The organism is uncultured Thermosynechococcus sp. (assembly GCF_938074695.1).
Taxonomy (GTDB): domain Bacteria; phylum Cyanobacteriota; class Cyanobacteriia; order Thermosynechococcales; family Thermosynechococcaceae; genus Thermosynechococcus.
In genome coordinates, this window is the sequence record NZ_CALJEM010000031.1 from 1 (window position 1) to 20,416 (window position 20,416).

The 20,416-nt window shown below is 53.2% G+C and carries 18 protein-coding genes; 4 read left to right on the top strand and 14 right to left on the bottom strand.

What is annotated here, in order from left to right; all coding sequences use genetic code 11:
• A partial coding sequence (locus Q0683_RS05120; protein WP_298617562.1) for a class I SAM-dependent methyltransferase occupies nt 1-533 on the bottom strand: 533 nt, incomplete at its 3' end.
• 129 nt (nt 534-662) lie between these two features.
• On the opposite strand from Q0683_RS05120, the gene Q0683_RS05125 reads away from it, so the two are divergent.
• The 3 genes from Q0683_RS05125 (at nt 663) to ctpA (ending at nt 4,281) form a co-directional block, all read left to right on the top strand.
• On the top strand, nt 663-2,114 hold the full coding sequence (locus tag Q0683_RS05125; RefSeq protein ID WP_298617564.1) for a TolC family protein: 1,452 nt from the start codon (nt 663-665) through the stop codon (nt 2,112-2,114).
• Nucleotides 2,114-2,977, top strand: a complete 864-nt coding sequence (truB, locus tag Q0683_RS05130) for a tRNA pseudouridine(55) synthase TruB (protein ID WP_298614207.1) — start codon at nt 2,114-2,116, stop codon at nt 2,975-2,977. Before Q0683_RS05125 ends, truB begins: the two co-directional genes overlap by 1 nt.
• Before the next feature lie 65 nt (nt 2,978-3,042).
• Entirely contained in the window at nt 3,043-4,281 is a 1,239-nt protein-coding gene (ctpA, locus tag Q0683_RS05135; protein ID WP_298614209.1) for a carboxyl-terminal processing protease CtpA, read from the top strand.
• Here the strand turns inward: ctpA and gor are convergent.
• The 10 genes from gor to Q0683_RS05185 form a co-directional block, all read right to left on the bottom strand.
• Complete coding sequence (gene gor, locus Q0683_RS05140) at nt 4,268-5,653, bottom strand: glutathione-disulfide reductase (RefSeq protein WP_298976607.1); 1,386 nt, start codon at nt 5,651-5,653, stop codon at nt 4,268-4,270. The two genes, ctpA and gor, sit on opposite strands and share 14 nt — an antisense overlap.
• Nucleotides 5,654-5,694: 41 nt before the next feature.
• Complete coding sequence (locus Q0683_RS05145; protein WP_298617566.1) at nt 5,695-7,020, bottom strand: permease; 1,326 nt, start codon at nt 7,018-7,020, stop codon at nt 5,695-5,697.
• A 21-nt stretch (nt 7,021-7,041) separates the two neighbouring features.
• Nucleotides 7,042-7,284 carry a thioredoxin family protein gene (locus Q0683_RS05150; protein WP_298611305.1) on the bottom strand — a complete coding sequence of 81 codons (243 nt, stop codon included), beginning with the start codon at nt 7,282-7,284 and terminating at the stop codon, nt 7,042-7,044.
• 431 nt (nt 7,285-7,715) lie between these two features.
• Nucleotides 7,716-11,267: a methionine synthase gene (gene metH, locus Q0683_RS05155; RefSeq protein WP_298976610.1), complete on the bottom strand. Its 3,552-nt coding sequence runs from the start codon at nt 11,265-11,267 to the stop codon at nt 7,716-7,718.
• A gap of 73 nt (nt 11,268-11,340) precedes the next feature.
• Entirely contained in the window at nt 11,341-12,687 is a 1,347-nt protein-coding gene (locus Q0683_RS05160; RefSeq protein WP_298976612.1) for an O-antigen ligase, read from the bottom strand.
• A gap of 15 nt (nt 12,688-12,702) precedes the next feature.
• The gene (locus Q0683_RS05165) at nt 12,703-13,827 is read right to left on the bottom strand and encodes a tetratricopeptide repeat protein (RefSeq protein WP_298976614.1); all 1,125 of its coding nucleotides are present in this window, start codon (nt 13,825-13,827) and stop codon (nt 12,703-12,705) included.
• Between the two features lie 423 nt (nt 13,828-14,250).
• Entirely contained in the window at nt 14,251-14,910 is a 660-nt protein-coding gene (locus Q0683_RS05170) for a glycoside hydrolase family protein (protein ID WP_298976616.1), read from the bottom strand.
• Nucleotides 14,911-14,921: 11 nt separating this feature from the next.
• Nucleotides 14,922-15,584, bottom strand: a complete 663-nt coding sequence (locus Q0683_RS05175; RefSeq protein ID WP_298616263.1) for an SDR family oxidoreductase — start codon at nt 15,582-15,584, stop codon at nt 14,922-14,924.
• A gap of 28 nt (nt 15,585-15,612) precedes the next feature.
• A complete protein-coding gene (locus tag Q0683_RS05180) occupies nt 15,613-16,125 on the bottom strand; it encodes a hypothetical protein (protein WP_298616260.1) in 513 nt (170 codons plus the stop codon).
• Nucleotides 16,125-16,745 (bottom strand): flavin prenyltransferase UbiX, encoded by a 621-nt coding sequence (locus Q0683_RS05185; protein WP_298616258.1) that lies wholly within the window; start codon nt 16,743-16,745, stop codon nt 16,125-16,127. Before Q0683_RS05185 ends, Q0683_RS05180 begins: the two co-directional genes overlap by 1 nt.
• Nucleotides 16,746-16,848: 103 nt before the next feature.
• Between Q0683_RS05185 and Q0683_RS05190 the strand changes: the two genes are divergently transcribed.
• Complete coding sequence (locus Q0683_RS05190) at nt 16,849-17,349, top strand: hypothetical protein (RefSeq protein ID WP_298616255.1); 501 nt, start codon at nt 16,849-16,851, stop codon at nt 17,347-17,349.
• Here Q0683_RS05190 and Q0683_RS05195 read toward each other — a convergent pair.
• Genes Q0683_RS05195 through cysH form a run of 3 tightly spaced genes read right to left on the bottom strand, consistent with a single transcriptional unit; the run spans nt 17,346 to nt 19,876 of the window.
• Nucleotides 17,346-18,233: a polysaccharide deacetylase family protein gene (locus tag Q0683_RS05195; RefSeq protein ID WP_298976619.1), complete on the bottom strand. Its 888-nt coding sequence runs from the start codon at nt 18,231-18,233 to the stop codon at nt 17,346-17,348. The two genes, Q0683_RS05190 and Q0683_RS05195, sit on opposite strands and share 4 nt — an antisense overlap.
• Nucleotides 18,234-18,261: 28 nt before the next feature.
• A complete protein-coding gene (gene glyQ, locus Q0683_RS05200; protein ID WP_298614703.1) occupies nt 18,262-19,161 on the bottom strand; it encodes a glycine--tRNA ligase subunit alpha in 900 nt (299 codons plus the stop codon).
• A gap of 4 nt (nt 19,162-19,165) precedes the next feature.
• The gene (gene cysH, locus Q0683_RS05205; protein ID WP_298614706.1) at nt 19,166-19,876 is read right to left on the bottom strand and encodes a phosphoadenosine phosphosulfate reductase; all 711 of its coding nucleotides are present in this window, start codon (nt 19,874-19,876) and stop codon (nt 19,166-19,168) included.
• Nucleotides 19,877-20,416 lie beyond the last annotated feature (540 nt).

The window sequence follows — 20,416 nt, forward strand, 5'->3', positions numbered from 1 at the left end:
AAGTCTATTTGCAGCAGTTGCCAGGCGGTTTCGGTTTCAAAGAGCCAGAAAAAGAGGGCAATTGCCGGCCACAGGAGGGGGACTTGGGGAGGATGAAAATCAATCAGGGCAAACCAGCCACCGGGCTTAAGAACCCGCCACACTTCCGCCAAGACAGCATGCAGCTGCTGCGGGGTCATTTCGTGGAGCGCCATGCTGGTGTGTACCAGATCAAAGGTGGCATCGGCAAAGGGCATCTTCTCGGCAAAAGCTTCCACGTAGGTGGCTTGGGGCACCCGCTGTTGGGCACGGGCGATCGCCCGCGGCGAGGCATCGAGACCTGTGACCCGATCAAAAGCCTCCCCTAAGGCTTGAGTGACAACGCCGTGGGCACAGCAGAGGTCTAGAACAACGGCACTGCGGGGTAAGTTCAAATCTTGCCAAGCCAAGCGATGCAGGCGATCGCTTCCCCCCACTGCAAGGGCGGCGAGGGCGCTAATTGTGTCGTAAAGCCAAGGGTACTGGTAGCTCCAAGTGCGTAAAATTGTTGCCACTGTGTCGATTACAGGTGTTTTGGAACTTGAGTCAAGTGTAGCGCCTTTTCGGGAGTAGTTCCTTAAGAGAAGGACTGTTATAGTTTTAGGGGTAAAGAATTCGGAATTCTCACGGCGTCGGGAGGGAACATGGGTCAACCATCCATCTGCCAACAAAGCGGTCTGCTGCTGGGAAGCCTTGCGGGCATCTGGATCGCCATGGGCGGGGGGGCGATCGCCCAATCCAATCCTACGGCAACCGATCTGTTGCCCCTCAACCCCAATCCCGATCCGCTCTATCTCCCCAGTCGTCCCGATCAAGTGAAAATTGACCTAGATCGACCCATCACCCTCAACGAAGCCCTTGAACTTGCCCGCCGCAATAATCGCCAACTGCAGATCCTTGAGGCACAACTGCAACAAAGTCGGGCTGTCCTCCGCCAGGCCAAAGCAGCGCTCTATCCCAGTATTTCTTTCCAGTTGGGCATTAATCGTACGGATTCAGCAGCAATTCGCCTGCAAAACGCCACACTGCCCCCACCTGCCCGTCTCAACACTACCAGCAATACTTGGAGCAGCACCGTGCAGTTGGGATACAACATTTTCACCGCTGGCCAGCGGGAGGCGAGTATCAAAGCAGCCCAGGAACAGGTGCGCAATGCCGAACTGGATCTTCAGCGGGAACTTGAACAACTCCGTCAGGAGGTCACCAATGCCTATTACAACATCCAACAGGCGGAAGCTCTTGTGCGCATTAGTGAAGCAGCAGTACAAAACTCGCAAATCAGCTTGCGGGATGCGATTGCCCGTGAACGCGCCGGCTTGGGAACCAAGTTTGATGTTTTGACGGCGGAAGTGCAACTGGCCAACAACCAGCAGCAACTAGTGCAAGCCCAAAGCCAACTGCAAACGGCTCAACGCCAACTGGCGCAGTTGCTGAGTCTCAATGACAAGGCTAATGTGCGGGCGGCCGACCCAATTCGAGTGGTTGGGGAATGGACACTGTCCCTTGAGGAAAGTATTGCCTTGGCCTGGCGCAACCGCGTGGAATTGGAACAGCAACTCACTCTGCGGAATGCAGCACTTCAACAGCGGCGGGTTGCCCTGGGGAATCTGGGTCCCCAATTGGTTGCCGGCGGCACTTTTAATACATTGGACAACTTAGACGATGCGGTTGCCCCCCGCTGGGGCTACACCGTTGGCGGCCAGCTAAACCTGACCCTTTTTGACGGCGGGGTCTCCCGAGCCAGTGCTGCGCAGCAGGAAAGTGCTGCGGCTATTGCCGAAGCCCAGTATGCCGCCTTTCGCAATTTGATTCGCTTCCAAGTGGAGCAGGCCTACTACACCCTCAAGTCCAGTCAAGAAAATATCCGCACCAATGAGGTGGCGGTGCGCCAAGCAACTGAGGGACTCCGCCTTGCCCGTCTGCGCTTCCAGGCGGGTGTGGGCACCCAGGCGGAGGTGAGCAATGCGGAAACCGCCTTAGTTCGTGCTCAGAGCAATCTGCTGAGTTCCACCGTGGAGTACAACCGCGCGATCGCTGCCTTGCAACGCTTTGTCAGTGGTTTACCCCTCAGTCCCGAGAAGACCACAACGCCTTGATGTTTGGTTTTTTGAATCTCAATAAACCCGCCGGCTGTACTTCCCACGACTGTATTAACGCGCTGCGAAAGCGGCTGCGGCTCAAACGCATTGGTCATGGCGGCACCTTGGATCCCATGGCCACCGGGGTGTTGCCGATCGCCCTTGGATCAGCAACGCGGCTTCTTCCCTATTTGTGTAATCGCAAAGTTTATATTGGTACGGTACGCTTTGGCATCACCACGACCACCGATGACATTACGGGTAACATTTGCCAAGAGCGGGCGGCCGATCACCTCACCCTTGCCGCCATTCAGGAACATCTACCGCGGTTTATTGGCCAAATTGAACAATTGCCCCCGGCCTACAGTGCGATTCAAGTGGGGGGGCAGCGACTCTATGCTTGTGCCCGTGCCGGCGAGGTAGTGAGCGCCCCGCCGCGGACTGTGGAAATTTATGCTATCGAGGTCTTGGATTGGCAAGCGGGTTCCCACCCCGAACTTACCCTGCGCATTAGCTGCGGGAGTGGTACCTATATTCGCGCCCTTGCCCGCGACTTGGGAGCCGCCTTGGGAGTAGGGGGAACTTTGGCAACTCTGCAGCGCATTGAAAGTGGCGGCTTGAGAATTGAGCAGAGCCATTCTCTAGAGATGATTTCCCCGGAGCATTTACCTCTGCACCCTCCCCAAGAGGTTCTGGCTCACCTCCCTTGGCAAGAGCTAGATGAGGCGCAACTCCGGGACTGGTATCAGGGTCGTGCCGTTGTTTGCACGGGGCTACCGCCGGCCCAGAAGGTTATTGGCGTAACGTTTGCCGGTACTGCTGTGGGGATTGGCGTGAGCGGGGGCGATCGCCTGTATCCCAAGGTTGTCCTCAAAAATTAACTGTGTTTTCCAAAACATTTTTCTAGTGCTAGCTTAGGAAAAAGAAGTCATCCACAGGTGGAGCAATGGGGGTTCGTTGGCTACAACGTCTCATTTGTTTTTTCGTTATTCTTGTGGCGCTTTGGGGGATTTTCCCCTCTGAAATCGCGATCGCCCTCACAGAGGAACAAAAACTCCTTAATGAGGCGTGGCGCATTGTCAACCAAGCCTACGTTGATCCGTCCTTTAACGGCCAAAACTGGTGGCTGGTGCGCGAAAAAGCCTTGAAGCGTCCCCTCCCCAATCGTGAGGCCACCTATGAGGCCATTGAAAAGATGCTGGCCACACTTGAGGATCCGTTTACTCGCCTCCTGCGACCTGCCCAATTTCGCAGCCTCCAGACAACCACTGCCGGCGAATTAACCGGCGTTGGCTTACAAATTAGCACCGACCCGGAAACCGGCGTCCTTGAAGTGATTGCCCCCATAGATGGTTCTCCCGCTGCCAAAGCCGGTATTCAACCAAGAGATCGCATTCTTGCCATTGATGGCATCTCCACCACCAAGCTCAGCCTCGATGAAGCTGCCGAACGAATGCGGGGAGCAGTAGGTTCCGCTGTCCATCTGTTGCTACAACGGGGCAGTAACGCCCCTCAAGACATCACCCTGCAACGGGGACATATTGAAATTAATCCGGTGATTGCCGAAGCTCGCCAAGTGCAGGGGCACACCCTTGGCTATATTCGCCTCAGTCAGTTTAGTGCTATGGCGGCCAACGAAATGCGCAAGGCCATTGAACGGCTAGAGCAGCAAGGGGCTGAGGAATATATTCTTGATCTGCGCAATAATCCAGGGGGGTTGCTGCAGGCAGGAGTAGAAATTGCCCAACTTTGGCTCGATTCAGGGGTAATTGTCTATACCGTTGATCGCCATGGAATTATTGATAGCCTCAATGCTAATGGGGAAGCCCTCACCCATGATCCGTTGGTCGTCCTCGTAAATGGTGGAACAGCCAGTGCCAGTGAGATTTTAGCCGCTGCCCTTCAAGACCATGGGCGTGCTCGCCTCGTGGGCGATCGCACCTTTGGTAAAGGCTCAATTCAGTCTCTTTTTAACCTCAGCGATGGCTCTGGGCTGGCGGTGACCATTGCCCACTACGAAACTCCTAACCACCACAACATTGACAAAGTGGGGATTGGGCCAGACCGACAAGTGCTTGAGGCGCCAGAGAGCTTGATGGCCATGGGCACCCCGGCGGATCCCCAATATCTGGCGGCTCTAGAATTACTGCACACTCCCATTCAAGTTGCCACTAACGCAGCGTGACAAACTCCTCCGCTGTCGAGGGGTGAATCGCCATGGTGGCATCAAAGTCCTTCTTGGTGGCGCCCATTTTCAGGGCGATCGCGATCCCTTGGATAATTTCAGCGGCGTTGTCCCCCACCATGTGGGCACCTAACACCTCCTCCGTATTTTTCTCCACCACCAACTTGACGATCACCTTTTCATCGCGACCTGTGAGGCTGTGGTACATTGGGCGAAAGGCAGTGCGGTAGATCTTGACATTCTCTTCCCCCAACTTTGCCTTGGCCTGGGCCTCCGACAGCCCCACTGAAGCTGCCTCCGGTTGGGAAAATACTGCCGAGGGAATATTCTCATAGCTGAGGGTGCGGGGCAGGTTGCCGAATTGGGTATCGGCAAAGGCACGTCCTTCAGCAATGGCAACGGGGGTGAGGTTGACGCGGTTGGTGCAGTCCCCCACGGCAAAAATGTGTTCTTGGTTGGTGCGATAGTATTCATCCACCGCTACAGCCACAATCCCCTGACGATTGGCACTGAGGTGCACCCCCGCTTGATCGAGACCCAGTCCCTGTAAGTTGGGGGCACGTCCCACCGCACAGAGTACCGTATCCACTTTGGTTTCACACGCTTGCCCCTGGTGTTCGTAGTGAATGCGGATATTGCCCTTCTTGGTGAGCTTCAAGCCGGTAATGTGGCAGCGGGGACGAACGTCAATGCCGTGGCGCAGCATTCCCTCATAGACCCCATCTTGAATGTCTTGGTCAAAACCCCGCAGTGGGCGATCGCCCCGCAGAAAATGAATCACTTCCGTGCCTAACCCCTGCATGATGCCCGCAAACTCAACACTGATGTAGCCACCGCCAAGAATGGCCAGGCGCTTGGGCTGCTTGGGCAACAAAAACATCTCCCGCGAGGTAATGCTGTATTCAATGCCCGGCACATTGGGCTTAATGGCTTCGCCCCCCACGGCAATCAAGATTTTTGCCGCTGTCACCCGCTGTTGTACCTGTCCTTGGCGATCCACGAGTTCTAGGGTATGGGGGTCAGCAAAGCGGGCAAAAAAGGGCAGCAGTTCCACCCCGGCTTTGGCAAGGTGGCTAATATGCATTTGGCTGAGACGATTCACCTCTTGGTTGACCGCTTGAATCAGGCGCTCCCAGTTCAATTTAGCTTCAACGGGACGCCAGCCATAGCCGACGGCATCTTCAAAAAGATGGCTAAACTTAGAGCCATAGACCATGAGCTTTTTCGGAACACAACCCCGAATGACGCAGGTACCGCCGACTCTATCCCCTTCGGCAATGGCCACCTTAGCGCCGTAGGAGGCGGCTCGTTTAGAGGCCGCTAGGCCACCGGAACCTGCACCAATCACAAACAGGTCGTAGTCGTAGCTCATCCTCACTCCCCAAAATCTAGCCTCAGTCTAGCGAATCTGCGTCAGCCCCAAAAGTAGCCATAGCCAATCCCCGACAGCGTTGCCATTAGCACGACCAATGCCACGTAGGCAATTGTTTTGCGCCAACCAATGATTTGGCGGATAACCAGCATATTGGGTAAGGATAATGCCGGTCCGGCTAGGAGGAGCGCCAGGGCGGGGCCTTGTCCCATGCCATTGGCCAATAGGCCTTGGAGGATCGGGACTTCCGTTAGCGTGGCAAAGTACATAAATGCACCGGCGATCGCCGCTACGAAATTTGCCCCTACGGAGTTACCGCCCACTGCTTGGGTAATCCATTGGCTGGGAATCAAAGCTTCACTCCCCGGCCGACCGAGGAGAGCCCCGGCAATGAGTACCCCCAGCAACAGGAGGGGGAGAATTTGCTGAGCATACTCCCAAGTGGATTCAAACCAAGCCTTGGCTTCCCCCCGCGCGGTACTGGTCAGCCACCCCAAACCCACAATGCCGGCACTAAAGGGAACCAGTGGCTGGGAACCAAATCGCCACGCCAAGACGGCGGTCACGCCGACAATGAGCAGCACTTTGGACGGGTTTAGGTGGTACCAATACACCAAGAGGCCACCGAGAATTAGCCCTAGAAATCCCGTGAGCCACCACTTACCCAGGGCGATCGCCTGCCAGAGAAAGACATCGCTGGTGGGCTGTGCCCAGTTGGCAAAGACAAGAATTCCCACTAACACCGCAAAGAAGATCACCTGCTGCCAGAGGGGACGTGCGGGTTCATCGCCGGCCAAGGGCGTACTCGTGGGGGAAGAGGCTGCAACTGGGCTGGGAAAGAGGGCTTGCATGATTAACCCAATGACCACACTAAAAAGAATGGCGCCGATTGCCCGCGCCACCCCCAAAGACAGCCCCAAGACCCGTGCCGTGAGAATGATTGCCAACACATTAATGGCGGGCCCCGAATAGAGGAAGGCGATCGCCGGCCCTAACCCTGCTCCGCGGCGATAGATACCCGCAAAGAGGGGCAAAACTGTACAGGAGCACACCGCCAAAATCGTCCCCGACACGGCCGCCACGCCATAGGCCAAAGTCTTAGGAGCTTCTGCCCCCAGATACTTCATGACGGCCTCTTGGCTGAGAAAGACAGCGATCGCCCCGGCAATAAAAAAGGCCGGCACTAGACAGAGAATGACATGCTCTTGGGCATACCAGCGCACCAAGTACAGTGCATTCCAGAAGGCAGCATGGAGGCGCGGCCACTGCTGCAACTGCTCAACGGGCAAATAAAAGCACAAGAGAAAGACGCCAACAATTGCTACTAGGGATTTCCACTGTCCCTGCCAAAAGGTACTGCCTTGCATTGCTCTCTCCTTTGGAGATCCCTAGTGGGGAAGCAACGGGACAATTTCATCGGCACTCAGGACTTTGCCCTGGGAGACCACTTGACCATTGATCCGCAATGCAGGGGTGCGCATCACGCCACAGTCGGCAATCACCAAGGGATCGGTAATGTGGTTAACGTTGGCCGTTAAGTTCAACTGAGCCAGGGCAGCACGGGCATTGGCCTCCAATTCGTGGCACTTTTTACAGCCTGTACCCAAGACATCAACCGTGAGTTCACTCATAGGAACTTTCCTAAACCAGTTTTTCTAACCCCAGCGTAAACCTTATACCTAACTATAGGGTCAAGGGACTTGAACAGTGGGTTGAAATATCACCAAGACTATGCAATAGCCTCCAATATCGAGAGATGGGTAACCATAGATGAAACCGCTTTGGCGTTAGGGGGGTCGATCACGATGCTGCACCGTTAGGAGTCATTAGGGAAATTGGGTGGCGAACGCACGGCGGGCGACCATCGTCCCTATGACCTTGCAAGCTCAAGCCGCGGATGAGATGCCCAAGCCGCACCGTTGCCTACGCCCGTATTTCCAACTACGCTCAGAAAGACGATTTGGAGCGGCAAGCCCATGAGCCTCGCCCCGAAAACGTGTAGGCGAGCTATTTCGCCAAGGCTGCAGGCACCGCCCCTTTTAAGTAGCTACAAAAATAAGGCCTAAACGCTGAAGTACTTGGCCGTCGGATGGTAGCAGATAATGGCGGTGGTGGATTGCTCAGGGTAGAGTTGTTCACTTTCGTCCATATACATGCCCATGCGATCGCTCTCCAGAAGTCGAAGCAGCGTATATTGATCCTGCATATTGGGACAAGCAGGGTAGCCAAAGCTATAGCGGGAACCTTGGTAACGCTGCGCCAAAATATCGCGAATGGACGTGGGATCTGGTGTACACCTCAACTCGCGGCGAATGCGGGCATGGCACCACTCGGCTAGGGCTTCCGCCGTTTGCACCGCCATGCCGTGGAAGTAGAGGTAGTCGGTGTATTGATTGGCGGCAAATAATTCCTGCGCCACTTGGGTGGCAATTTCCCCCACGGTGACGGCCTGCATGGGAAAGACATCAATGATGCCCGATGCCACAGGGGCAAAAAAGTCGGCAATGCATAGACGGCGGCCGCTCTTTTGGCGGGGGAAGGTAAACTGGGCGATCGCCCGCTCAGGGACACAGGCACTTCTCTCCCCTACCCGCTGTGGATCGTAGATATAGACGGTGTTGCCCTCACTTTGGCAGGGAAAGTAACCATAGATCAGTTCAGGATGGAGAAGGTTTTCAGCGAGGATACGCCGTTTCCATTCCTCAAGGATGGGGTAAACCTTCTCGGCAAGGAAGGCCTCGTAGGTGGCGCGGTCTTGATCCTTGGGCTTGCGAAACTGCCACTGACCGGCAATTAGGGCTTGGAGGTCGAGGTAGGCAAAAACTTCTGGAAGGGGAATCTGATCCGCCTTGAGGTGACGAATGCCCCAGAAGGGGGGCGTGGGGCGGGGAATATCCACAGCCACAGCTTCAGAGCGGCGGGTATCCACTATTGGGGGTATCTCAGGTTCGGCAACGGCGGTGGGTTCGTCAGCGATCGCTGGCGTGTCCCTTTCCTCGAGCACAGAGACACGAGTGTCATCTAAAAATCCTTGGCGATCGTCCCACAGACCCGCGGCCTTGGCACTCATGAGCCGATCCATAAAATGCAAATCGGCAAAGGCATCCTTCCCGTAGATCACCTGACCGTGGTAAGTGGACTGGCAATCCTCATAGACAAACCTGGGTGTGAGAGCAGCTCCTCCCAAAATGACCGGAACCGTAATGCCGCGCTCATTAAAGACCTCCAGGTTTTCCTTCATGAAGGCAGTGGATTTGACCAAAAGGCCACTCATGGCGATGCAGTCTGCCCGGTGCTCTTCGTAAGCTTGGATGATATTTTCAACGGGCTGTTTAATCCCCAAGTTAATTACGCGGTAGCCGTTGTTGGTGAGGATAATATCCACCAAGTTTTTGCCAATATCGTGGACATCCCCCTTGACCGTGGCAATGACAACCGTGCCCTTGGCCGTGTCCCCTGTGGCGGCTTTCTCCATAAAGGGTTCAAGGTAGGCAACGGCCGCTTTCATGGTTTCTGCGGACTGGAGGACAAAGGGAAGCTGCATCTGCCCAGCGCCAAAGAGTTCGCCCACCACCTTCATGCCATCGAGGAGGAACGTGTTGATAATTTCAAGGGGGGAATACTTTTCAAGGGCTTTGGCAAGGGTGTCTTCAAGACCAAGGCGATCGCCATCAATGATGTGGCGCTTGAGCCGCTCTTCAAGGGGCAGGTTCTCCACCTGCGAGCGATCCTGTTGAGTGGTTTTGCCCTCAAACAGCCGCGTGAGTTCAGCAAGGGGGTCATAGACACACACGTCCCCCTCAAAGCGCCGCCGATCATAGATGAGATCACGGCACACCTGCTGATGCTCTGGGTCAATTTTGGCCAGGGGCAAAATTTTGGCGGCACTGACAATAGCAGCATCCATGCCCGCTTGCATCGCCTCATGGAGAAACATCGAGTTGAGGACTTGGCGCGCTGCAGGGTTCAAACCGAAAGAGATGTTGGAGATGCCGAGGAGAATGTGGCAGTCGGGGAGTTCAGCACGAATGCGGCGAATAGCAGCAATGGTTTCGCGCCCGTTGACCCGATCCTCCTCAATTCCTGTGGAAATGGGCAACGCCAAGGGATCAAAGAAAATCTCGTAGGGGGGAATGCCGTAGTCAAGGGCAGCTTTGTAGCCACGTTCGGCAATGGCAAACTTTTTCTCGGCGGTTCGCGCCATCCCCTCTTCATCAATGGTGCCGATGACCACCCCTGCCCCATAGGTTTTGGCCAATTCCAGAACTTTATAAAAGCGGGCTTCGCCGTCCTCAAAGTTGGTGGAGTTCAGCAAGCACTTACCCCCGGCCACCTTTAAGCCTGCTTCCATCTTTTGCCATTCGGTGGAGTCAAGCATCAAGGGCAGGGTAACGTTGGTAACCAGCCGTGAGACCAACTCCCGCATATCGCGCACCCCATCGCGACCCACATAGTCCACGTTGACATCCAGAATGTGGGCACCTTCACGCACTTGGGCGCGAGCAAGGGCAACGAGGCCATCCCAATCTTCGGCGTTGAGGAGATCGCGGCACTTTTTCGAGCCACTGGCATTGAGCCGCTCGCCAATAATCAGGAAGGAATTCTCCTGATCGTAGGGTTGGGGACTGTAGATCGAGGCGGCAGCAGGCATCCGTTGGGGAGTGCGGGTCTTTGGTGTCAGGGTGGCCGCAATTTCTGCGAGGGCAGCAATGTGATCGGGGCGTGTGCCACAGCAGCCGCCAATCACCTGCACACCGAAATCTTCAACAAAGCGGGTAAGGGCAAGCCGCAATTCCATTGGGGTTAGTTTGTAGTGGGCGTGACCGCCGATGTTTTCTGGCAAGCCGGCATTGGGAATACAGGAGATAACAAAGGGAGAGTGCTGCGAGAGATAGCGGATATGTTCCGTCATCAGGTCTGGGCCGGTGGCACAGTTGAGTCCCAAAATATCAATGGGATAGGGTTCCAGAATCGTGAGGGCAGCACCAATTTCGGAACCCACCAGCATGGTGCCCTGCTGTTCCATGGTCACGGAGACCATGAGGGGGCGGCGTTCGCCTCGCTCCCGAAAGACGGCCATCACGCCATTGAGCGCCGCCTTAATTTGCAGTACGTCTTGGCAGGTCTCAATAATAAAGAGGTCAACCCCGCCATCAAAGAGACCAGCCGCCTGTTCGCGAAACGCATTGTAGAGGGTGTCGTAGTCAATGTGGCCAAGGGTGGGGAGCTTTGTGCCTGGTCCCATCGAGCCAGCAACGAAACGGGGTTTGTCGGGGGTACTAAATTCGGCGGCAACAGATTTGGCCAGTTCCGCGGCTTTCTTGCTGATTTCGTAGGCGCGATCGCCCAAATTGTACTCGCTGAGAACAATTGAGGATGAGCCAAAGGTATTCGTTTCAATGACATCTGCTCCTGCTGCCAAAAAATCACGATGCACCTTGGCCACTGCCTCTGGCTTGCTAATCACCAGATATTCATTGCAGCCTTCGTACTCCTTACCACCAAAGTCCGCTGCCGTCAGGTTTTGCGCCTGCAGATTCGTACCCATTGCCCCATCAAAAACAATGACACGACGGGGTTCCGCGTGGAGATACTCAAGAAATGCCATAGACATCCACCAAGGCCAGCCAACTGAAACGAGAGAGTCTCCTAAATTTTAGTCCTTTGGGGAAAGGCGCGATTCTTTCTTAGGATGCAACACTACCACTGCGCTCAGGCTTCTGTAAGCACTTTGCTCTAAACCCTATCCCCATGGCCACCCCCCAGAGTAGCCAAACCAAGGAACTTGACTTGAAGTCAACCCAAGTCTGACCCTCAAACAGTTGATGAATAAGTATACCCCACTGGGTAGCAAGTAGAGCAGCGCCTAAAGCTGAAAGCAAGGGGTGATGGCTTCTGTAAGCAAACCAGGCACCAACGCTGGTAGTAGCCCATAGGGATAGCCAGCTAATTAGACCGAATATTCCCACATCAGCAACTATTTCTAAAAACACATTATGGAGATAGACAAGAGCAAATTCCACAACATTTAACTTGGGATAGAAGAGATGGACAATACTAGATTTTTCAACTATGCCTGAGCCTGTAAACATAAAGTCATTAAGCATTAACCAGCCGTAAAGCCACATCCTATTTCGCTCAATAAATGAATATCCAAATGGATCTCCAAAGGCTCTTAGAATAGATTGTACACTCTCAGGATAAATGAATAGAAATATCAATATTAGAAGAAGTACAGGAATTAATTTGAGTAGGGGTTTAATGGAAAGAGGAACTCGCAGGATGAGAAGAATTAAAATGCTAATAACTACAGCTATAAGAGAGGCGCGTGATTGCAATAAGATAAGCGTGCATGAGCTGGTCACCACACCCACTAAAGTTAACCATTTCAGCCACTTAGGCAGTTCTCTTGTTTTGGGGAAAAGCCACCAAACTAAACTTGTTGGTAGTAAGATAACTATTAGTGTAGGAAAATAGTTTGGGTTATAGCCCCCATCTTCAATTGACCTTGGTGGAGGTAAAATCTTATATATCCCCTCAGGTATAAATGAAAACTTACGAGGATAGAATTCAGTAAAAAGTGGAGCAGAAGAGGCAAATAATATCAGTAATAAAGTTAAAAATAGAATTATTCCCAAACAAAATTGGTTTAATCTTCTATCAGGAACATGGCTGATTAAGTGAAAAATGAATAAGTAAAGATTTACACTAATGAGGAGCACACGGTAGCTTGATCTTGGAAGGTTTAATTCACTGGTTAATAGAATAGAAAATAGGACAGAGAATAGAAATAATCCCAAAAGCAGTCTAGAAATACTGGTCAAAGGAAGATTTAGTCTATATCTTGCTCTAGTCAATATTTCCAAGCAATAACTCAGAATGCATAGAGCAATTAAGCCAGCAACAACAAAGTAATCATAGGGCAAAATAAGTCGGACTCCACCAAGCAGTAAGGCTGTGATCAAGAAAAAATGAATTTGATATGAAAAAATCAGGCTAGTGATATTTTTTAGAATAGCAGAAGAAAAAATCATAATCAGAACCTCTTTCTAGAGCTGGCATTTTTGATCAGTGAAATTAAAAAGAATTTTCTCACTTCCCTTGCGGAAATTTTTACTTTCACTTAAGGATATTTCTCTAATTGATAATTTATCCACCCAAAGTGTGCCTCTACCAGCAAGAGTTAGAGAGGGGTTGAGCCTTGGTTTTCTTAGGTTCCAGTCAATAACGTAAGCATTAACCCATTTCCCGTCTGTTGGCTTAAGTACATAAGGCTTACCGATGGCTAAGATAACTTTAGGTTCCTGTGAATAATCTAGAGGCTTCAGTGTACAGTATCTAACTGAGGCAACATAGGGCTTTGTACCTGATGCAAGCCATCTATAAAAAGAAATACTGTAATCGCTATCTCCTAGAATAACAGCATCAATCCTTAGCTTACCTTGGTTAGTGTTAAAAAAGCCCCTTCGGTTGGGATTTGCCGACCATTGGAGCGGACTAGTGGCAGAGTAGTCAGCGGCCTCAAATTCGGTATTAGTAAGTCGTTCTTTACCAATTTTAATCTCACTTTTAGAGAGGCCTAGAGATTTAGAAATAAATTCAATATCAACTTCAGACTTCTCTTGCAGTGAGCTTGCATGATGCCAGTGGTGACAGCATATCTGGGCTTTATACTCCAGTAGGGAGCGGAGATGTTTCCCCTCTGAAGTCTGCCAAAAGTTGGGCTGCTTTATTTTCGTGAGTATTGGGTCGAGTTCATGGATCATAAGAAAATGCCCGAGGGTTGCCTTCAGCAATCGATCAAGGGCTACTTCAGTTACATCTGTTTTAGGAATTCTTCCGTCTAGTGCGGCAAGCCAGAGGTGAGCTGCTGCTCTTGAATCCAGAGGAATTGGCTTGCGAACACGGGAGAACTGACTCCATGCTTCGCGCACCCTGCCCAACTTAACTAGGTTCTCAATTAAACTGGCCTGTATCAGGCTAGAGTAGGGTTCTACATTCCCTGCTTGCGTTACCTGTAATATATCAACGGCCTTTTGGTATTGCTCAGCACGGGCAAAAGCCTCTGCTGTCTGCCAGCGAACGTGAAGATCATTAGGTGCAAACTGGTACGCCTTCAGGTAAAGGTCAGTTATGTCTCGACCCTGAATCCGAGCAAGTTGAGCAATATTCAAACAAACCCTTGCTGCAATTGCTTGCCAGTAAAGAGTCAGGAGTAGGATTGCACAAAAGGTGAATAACCAGATAACTAGCCTTTTGCCCTTACTTACCACTTGCCTAAACAATCTCTTCTTCTTTGCTTTTTGGGAATTCTCTGAAACTGTAACTATTCCGCTAAGCTAATTTAGACTTATCGAAAACTTTCAAGTTTCCATTTAATCAGCTTCCCCGAAGGGAAGCAAGGGCGCCTTTAATTTAGCCTCTCCCTGAGCGGATTGCAACTCCCTGTTCCGAGGGATCCCTTGCAAGGGGGGGTAAATTATTTTCTACGAGATGACTAAAAATGCTCAAACCCTCTCCCAGAGCGACTCCGACGGATTCGACGCAAGAATCAGGTGTTTGCCCATCTGAATAGATCCGTCGGCAGAGAAAATTAATCAGCGGGACACGTCTCTCCTAGCTGTCTGTGACGCAGCTAATTCCTGAGCCAAGAGTTGCTGGTAGATCTCTTCGAGGTGGGGAGTCATTAAATTGCTTTCAATGCCGTAGCCCAGACTGGTCCACGTCTCCGATAGGAGAGCAAACACTTCCTGTACTCGACCTTCTCGCAGCAGTTGCGGAATATCGGCATTCCAAGCGGTAGGATCGGTAAGCCAGCGATAGACGACTTGATCTTGATACTCTGGGGCAAAGCTATAGTTTTGCCAAAACCAGCTTGGCGGTTGGGGATGATAGCGAGCGGCTTTCTCCTGCCAAGTGGTGGTGAGAAATTGATAGCGCCCGGCTGCGGTGGTGCATAGATGCTGATTGGGGCCACGGCGAATGGGAATGCAGCGATTCGGATGCTGGCTAAGGTCTTGAACGTGCTCGCCACCATAGAGCAGCGTGTAGGGATTGGCGTCATTGGCCTCACCGACAGAAATGGTGCGCATCAGTGCTCGCACATAGGGGTCACCCCCCTGCATCACCAAGGGGGCAATTTGACTGGATTGCCAGCGGTACCAATACCACCAGAGGGCACTCGAACGCGATGCCAAAAAAGAATAGCCTAGGCCTCCAACAAGGGCGATCGCCAGCAACCAACGGGAAAAGCGCACCAAAGGTCTCCTCACACTGCCGCAACTGAACGGAATAACTCTGGATAGGCCACGGGCGTCTGATCGGGGCGGCTCACCACTTCAAAGATTTTATTGTAGGCACTCGGCTCACCCAAGGCGGCGACGCAAATTTCCGCCACCCGCGATCGCGGAATACTCCCCTCAAAGAGGGTATCTGCTGGGGCAATGATGGGAAAGCCACCCTCATCGGTGTCCTTCAGACCTCCCGGCCGCACAATCGTGTAGGTTAAACCGCTTTCTTGCAGATAACGTTCCGCCTGCTGCTTCCAATACAAAATGAGCCAAAAAAGATTTAGGGGATGGAAAAATTGCGAGACACACAGTGAGGAAACAAGAATAAACTGCTGCACAGGGACAGCTTTGGCAGCGTCCACCAGATTCTTGGTGCCCAGATAATCCACACTCAAGGGTTCCAAGGGGTTGAGGCTAGGACTAGCTCCCGTGGCACAAATCACGGCATTACAATCTTTCAGCACTGGGGGCAAGGTCTGCGGTTGGGTGACATCAGCGGTGCGAATTTCTACCGTGGACCAAAGTCCTTGAGCTTTGGCAGGGTTTCGTACAACGGCGATCGCCTGATGTTCAGACCTTTGTAGGGCACTCACAATTCGTTGACCTGTGCGACCTGTGGCACCCACCACTGCAACCTTCACAGTCTCTCTCCAATGACAACCCCTTTGATCATAGGGGAATGTCCCAGTCTTCTTCATCCGCAGGGGGAGTGTCTTTGGGGGGCGGCGGCGTTAAAACGCGGTATTCGGCATCCACCACTTGATCGGGGGGCGGTGGGGCTTTGGCGGTGGCTTTGCGGGAAGGGCGATATTGGTATGCGTAGGTGGTGCGGGGGCGATCTTGAATCTCTGGCTCGCGGCGGGTTGGCGCTGGTTCGCTAAACCAATCCTCGACATCCCTGGTATCAATCTCTGGTTCATCCGCCGGCGGACGCATCGAGGGGTCTGCTGCAGGGGGTTCTTGCGATTGCCCGCTTGTCGGAACCACTGGAGCTTCTGCGGTGAGCCAGAGTAAACACTGGCCGACACCGATCCCAGAGAGGGCTGCCACCACAATCCAAGTGGCAAGGGGGAGCGGCGGTGTTTGCTGTCCTAAAAAGCGGAGGGAAATCACCGGCTCCCAATTTTGAACAACGAGTATCGTGAGGAGGGCGATCGCCCCCAAATAAATCCAAGTGCGCATTAGGAAAGGGGTCCTTGCCAGCGTTGCAAAGGCACACAATCCAACCCTAACTGATCGAAGGCACGGGCGATCACAAAATCCACCAAGTCCTCAATGGTCTGGGGACGGTGATACCACGCGGGGATGGCCGGCACAATGCGCGCCCCCGCCATCGCCAATTGGGTGAGGTTTTGCAGGTGAATGAGACTAAAAGGAGTTTCGCGAGGCACCAGCACTAAGGGACGGTGTTCCTTGAGGTGGACGTCGGCCACTCGCTCTAGGAGATCTGAACTTAACCCGGCAGCCAACTTGGCAACGGTGCTCATACTACAGGGAAGAATCACCATGCCCAAGGTGCGAAAGGAACCGCTGGCGATCGCAGCCGACACATCTGTGGGCCGGTGACAGGTGAGGGAACCCTCCCAGACTTGCGCCTGTTCGCGCCAAAACAGGGCCTGCTTGTCGGGCTGGATGGGCAGGGTAAGGCCATATTCCGCCTGCCACACCTGATGCGCCGCCTTTGAGGCTACCAATTGAATGGGATAGCCTGCTTGTAATAGAAATTTAATGGCACGTACGGCGTAAATCAGGCCAGAGGCACCCGTTACACCTAAAACAATCGGCAGAGAAGAGGAGGTCACAATCACAATTACCAAACAAAACCGTTATAAGGTTAACAAAGTTAGGAGGACAGACCCTTTTTCATGTTCTGCAATCCCACCCAATGCGACTTGGTAAATGCCCATGACCCCCCCTGATCCTGCATTTTCTTCCCCCAGTGAGTGGGCAGCCGTGTCTCCCGAAGTGCTCGGGGAACTCTTTGACGCGGCCTTGTTGGAGGGACTCGTGAGTAATGAAACACTAGATATAGAAACACTTTTTCGGGATTTGACCCCCCTTGATCTCCAACCGGTGGCGATCGCCCCTGAACAGTGGCAACAACTACAGACGCAGCACCAGCAAATTGTCCACCACCTAGAGGAAACCCTAATCTGTCTTGCCAAGGTCAAGGCAGTAGCCTACCAGCTTCAGGCTGTGGCCAGCGAGTTTGTGCCGACTCCCAAATATCGCCGCCGCCAGCCGCCCCCTCCCCATCCCTTGGAGTATCTCACGGCTGAGCTGCTGCGGGCGATCGCCCACACCCAAGCCAGTTTAGAACCCGTCTATGAACCCCTCCATCAATTGGGGGAAACCCTCAACGGTACTTCGACACCCCAGATTAGCGAATTTCCCCTAGAGCCTTAGTGGGAAGGCATACGGGGTGAGCCTAGTTGTGGTTCCCTAGGGAGACTGGAGGGAGGGGTAGGCACCGGCGCAGGAGGGGGCAGGCTTTCTGGAGGGGGTAGGGGAGCTGGGCTTAAAATGGGTTCCGGGGCGGGTGCGGGGCTTGGTTCAGGCTTTCGGGTGGGTGCTTTAACCGCTAGGTGCAGCAGTTCTGGCACAGTGACAAAGCGATAACCCTTTTGCCGCAGGCGACGAATCAGCGTGGGGAGGGCTTTGCGAGTAGTAGTGCGATCGCCCCCGCCATCGTGGAGCAAAATAATACTGCCCGCTTTGACTTCCCTGAGGGCGCGCTCAACAATATCCGCTGCGGTGGTGTTGGGTCGAGTATCATGGGTATCCACTGACCACATGATAATGGCATAGTGTTTTGACTTGGCATAATCCACCAGCCCCGTGGTCAAATTGCCCCCTGGTGGGCGGAAGAGGCGCGTTTGCGCTTGGCTTTGTTTGGCAATCAGCGCAGAGGTGTTTTCGATTTCCTGTTTGGCTACCTCTGAAGCAACGCGTTTGTAGGGATGACTCCAACTGTGGTTGCCAACGGCATGACCTGCCTTGACAATCTCAGCAAGCACATGCGGGTACATCAGGGCGTGCTTGCCAAGGACAAAAAAGGTGGCCTTGACATCCTCCTCCTTGAGGATTTGCAGCACTTGGCGGGTGGAGCTACCCCACGGGCCATCATCAAAGGTTAGGGCCACTACGTTTTCGGGCTTCAGTGGTTTGACCTGATAGACTAACTGTCCCCAAAACTTTCTGGGACTGACAAAGCGCGGCACCTCTGCTGCCATTGCTGCTGTCGCTACCAACAAAACAGTAACTCCCCACAGGTGCCACTGCGATCCCATTTATTTTCCTCTGTTGATCTCGATTAAATTAATCGTGACTTAAGGGGGCGTTCGGCGTTGGCTCCTTGAGCAGGGGAAATCCCAGAGCTTCCCGTTGCTGGACATAGGTTTGGGCAACCCGCCGTGCCAATGCGCGAATGCGACCAATGTAGCGGGTGCGCTCCGCCACCGAAATCACGCCACGGGCCTCCAGCAGGTTAAAGGTGTGGGAACACTTGAGCACGTAGTCCAAGCTGGGGAAAACCAACTGCTTTTCCAGAAGCTGCTCCGCCTCCTGCTGGTAGAGACTAAAAAGGGTAAACAATCGTTCCGGATCGGAGGCCTCAAAATTGTACGTGGATTGCTCAATTTCCCCTTGGAGATGGACATCGCCATAGGTAAGGCTAGAGTTCCAACGGATATTGGCGATCGCGTCCACTTCTTGAAGGTACATTGTCAGCCGCTCCAAGCCGTAGGTAATTTCAATGGACACTGGCCGGCAATCCAGACCCCCGCACTGCTGAAAATAGGTAAACTGAGTTATTTCCATACCGTCGAGCCAGACCTCCCAGCCCACCCCCCACGCGCCAACGGCGGCATCCTCCCAGTTGTCTTCAACAAAGCGAATATCGTGCTCTTGGGGACGAATGCCAAGGGCGCGCAGCGACTCCAAATAGAGTTCTTGGATATTGTCGGGAGAAGGCTTGATCAGCACTTGGTACTGGTAGTAGTACTGGTAGCGGTTGGGATTCTCGCCGTAGCGACCATCCCCCGGTCGCCGACAAGGCTCCACATAGGCCACTGCCCAAGGCTCAGGGCCGAGGGCACGTAAAAAGGTATGGGGGCTTTTGGTGGCGGCGCCCTTTTCCACGTCGTAGGGCTGGGCAATCAAGCATCCCTGGGCCGACCAAAATTGGTGCAGCGTCGCAATAACATCCTGAAAGTACATGAGCTTAGATGTGAATGCCGCACTCGGTTTTGCCCATGCCGCGCCAGCGACCCGCCCGTTCATCTTCCCCTTCGGCCACAGGGGTAGTGAGGGGTTCATCCCCAATGCTGGCATAGCCGCGATCGTGGAGGGGATTGTAAATTACCCCGTGCTCCATCACGTAGGCCCAAGTTTGCTTGCGTGTCCAAGCAGCAAGAGGATTAATTTTCAGACGCCCCTCTTTGTCCAGTTCCACATAGGGCATATTGGCACGGGTGACCGCCTGGTCGCGACGCCGTCCCGTAAGCCAAGCCACGGTATGGAGTTCTGCTAAGCCTCGTTGCAGTGGTTCAATTTTGGTGACATAGTGAAACTGCTCAACATTCCTTTCCCAAAGCTTGTCACCATAGCGCTCAGCAAAAGCCTCACGGCTGTCCACTTCGGGAGTTTTGTAGATGCGCAAATCAAGACCATATTTTTCCTTGGCCTGCTGCACGAATTCCAGGGTCTCCGGAAAGTGGTGCAGTGTATCCAAAAAGAGAACGGGTACAGGAGGATGCGGGCGCAGATCGCGGTAGAGCAGATCCGTAATCACCATGTCATCAATGTTAAAGGCACTGGTCTGCACTAGCCCCTGGGGAATTTCAGCCACTGCCCACGCCAAGATTTCGCGGGGATGCGCCCCTTCAAAGCGCTGGTTGAGGGCATCGAGGTCAAAACTTACGGATGGAGCCATAGACGGTGTTTGCGCGGTTCTAGAGAGTACTCTTTAGCTTACCAAATCGCGACGCTCCCTCACGTTATGCCACTAAATTGCAATGGGAAGTCCCGGCGGACGGAATAGCGGAGTTGCACCAAGGAGGATCAACCTCGTTGCTCCACAGGTCATCGTCAGGGCGAGAACCAAAAAGACGAACAGGGGTTTCTTCCCCCGCCAATTGCCTGAGAAGGGAGCGAAGGCCGGTCATTTATTCACCTGTTAAGCGCCTGCGATCGCCTGCTTAGTGCTCAGTATCGTTGGATTTATTAGGAAGTCGAGACTTCCCTTCAGACTTTTAGCACCCAATCTAGCGTACTCCCTTACCCGAATCATCAGTAAGAGTTGGCAGGACTGGAATTACCATTACAGGAATAAAAATTAACAAAGATAGTGCGAGGGAGCTTTTAAGTTGTTGACATCTTTCTCGGCCTGTGAGCTTGCGCCGGCGTAGCGATAGGCCGGAGTTTCCTGCTGCGCTCAAGCCGAGCTTAAATGGCTTCCGTTCCCCCAAGGCGT

What these genes read in the sequence shown, in the direction of transcription:
- Q0683_RS05160 (WP_298976612.1), bottom strand. Translation starts at nt 12,687, where the DNA reads ATGATTTTTTCTTCTGCTATTCTAAAAAATATCACTAGCCTGATTTTT.
- Q0683_RS05195 (WP_298976619.1), bottom strand. Translation starts at nt 18,233, where the DNA reads ATGGGATCGCAGTGGCACCTGTGGGGAGTTACTGTTTTGTTGGTAGCG.
- cysH (WP_298614706.1), bottom strand. Translation starts at nt 19,876, where the DNA reads ATGGCTCCATCCGTAAGTTTTGACCTCGATGCCCTCAACCAGCGCTTT.
- metH (WP_298976610.1), bottom strand. Translation starts at nt 11,267, where the DNA reads ATGTCTATGGCATTTCTTGAGTATCTCCACGCGGAACCCCGTCGTGTC.
- Q0683_RS05145 (WP_298617566.1), bottom strand. Translation starts at nt 7,020, where the DNA reads ATGCAAGGCAGTACCTTTTGGCAGGGACAGTGGAAATCCCTAGTAGCA.
- Q0683_RS05180 (WP_298616260.1), bottom strand. Translation starts at nt 16,125, where the DNA reads ATGCGCACTTGGATTTATTTGGGGGCGATCGCCCTCCTCACGATACTC.
- Q0683_RS05190 (WP_298616255.1), top strand. Translation starts at nt 16,849, where the DNA reads ATGACCCCCCCTGATCCTGCATTTTCTTCCCCCAGTGAGTGGGCAGCC.
- glyQ (WP_298614703.1), bottom strand. Translation starts at nt 19,161, where the DNA reads ATGTACTTTCAGGATGTTATTGCGACGCTGCACCAATTTTGGTCGGCC.
- gor (WP_298976607.1), bottom strand. Translation starts at nt 5,653, where the DNA reads ATGAGCTACGACTACGACCTGTTTGTGATTGGTGCAGGTTCCGGTGGC.
- ctpA (WP_298614209.1), top strand. Translation starts at nt 3,043, where the DNA reads ATGGGGGTTCGTTGGCTACAACGTCTCATTTGTTTTTTCGTTATTCTT.
- truB (WP_298614207.1), top strand. Translation starts at nt 2,114, where the DNA reads ATGTTTGGTTTTTTGAATCTCAATAAACCCGCCGGCTGTACTTCCCAC.
- Q0683_RS05125 (WP_298617564.1), top strand. Translation starts at nt 663, where the DNA reads ATGGGTCAACCATCCATCTGCCAACAAAGCGGTCTGCTGCTGGGAAGC.
- Q0683_RS05150 (WP_298611305.1), bottom strand. Translation starts at nt 7,284, where the DNA reads ATGAGTGAACTCACGGTTGATGTCTTGGGTACAGGCTGTAAAAAGTGC.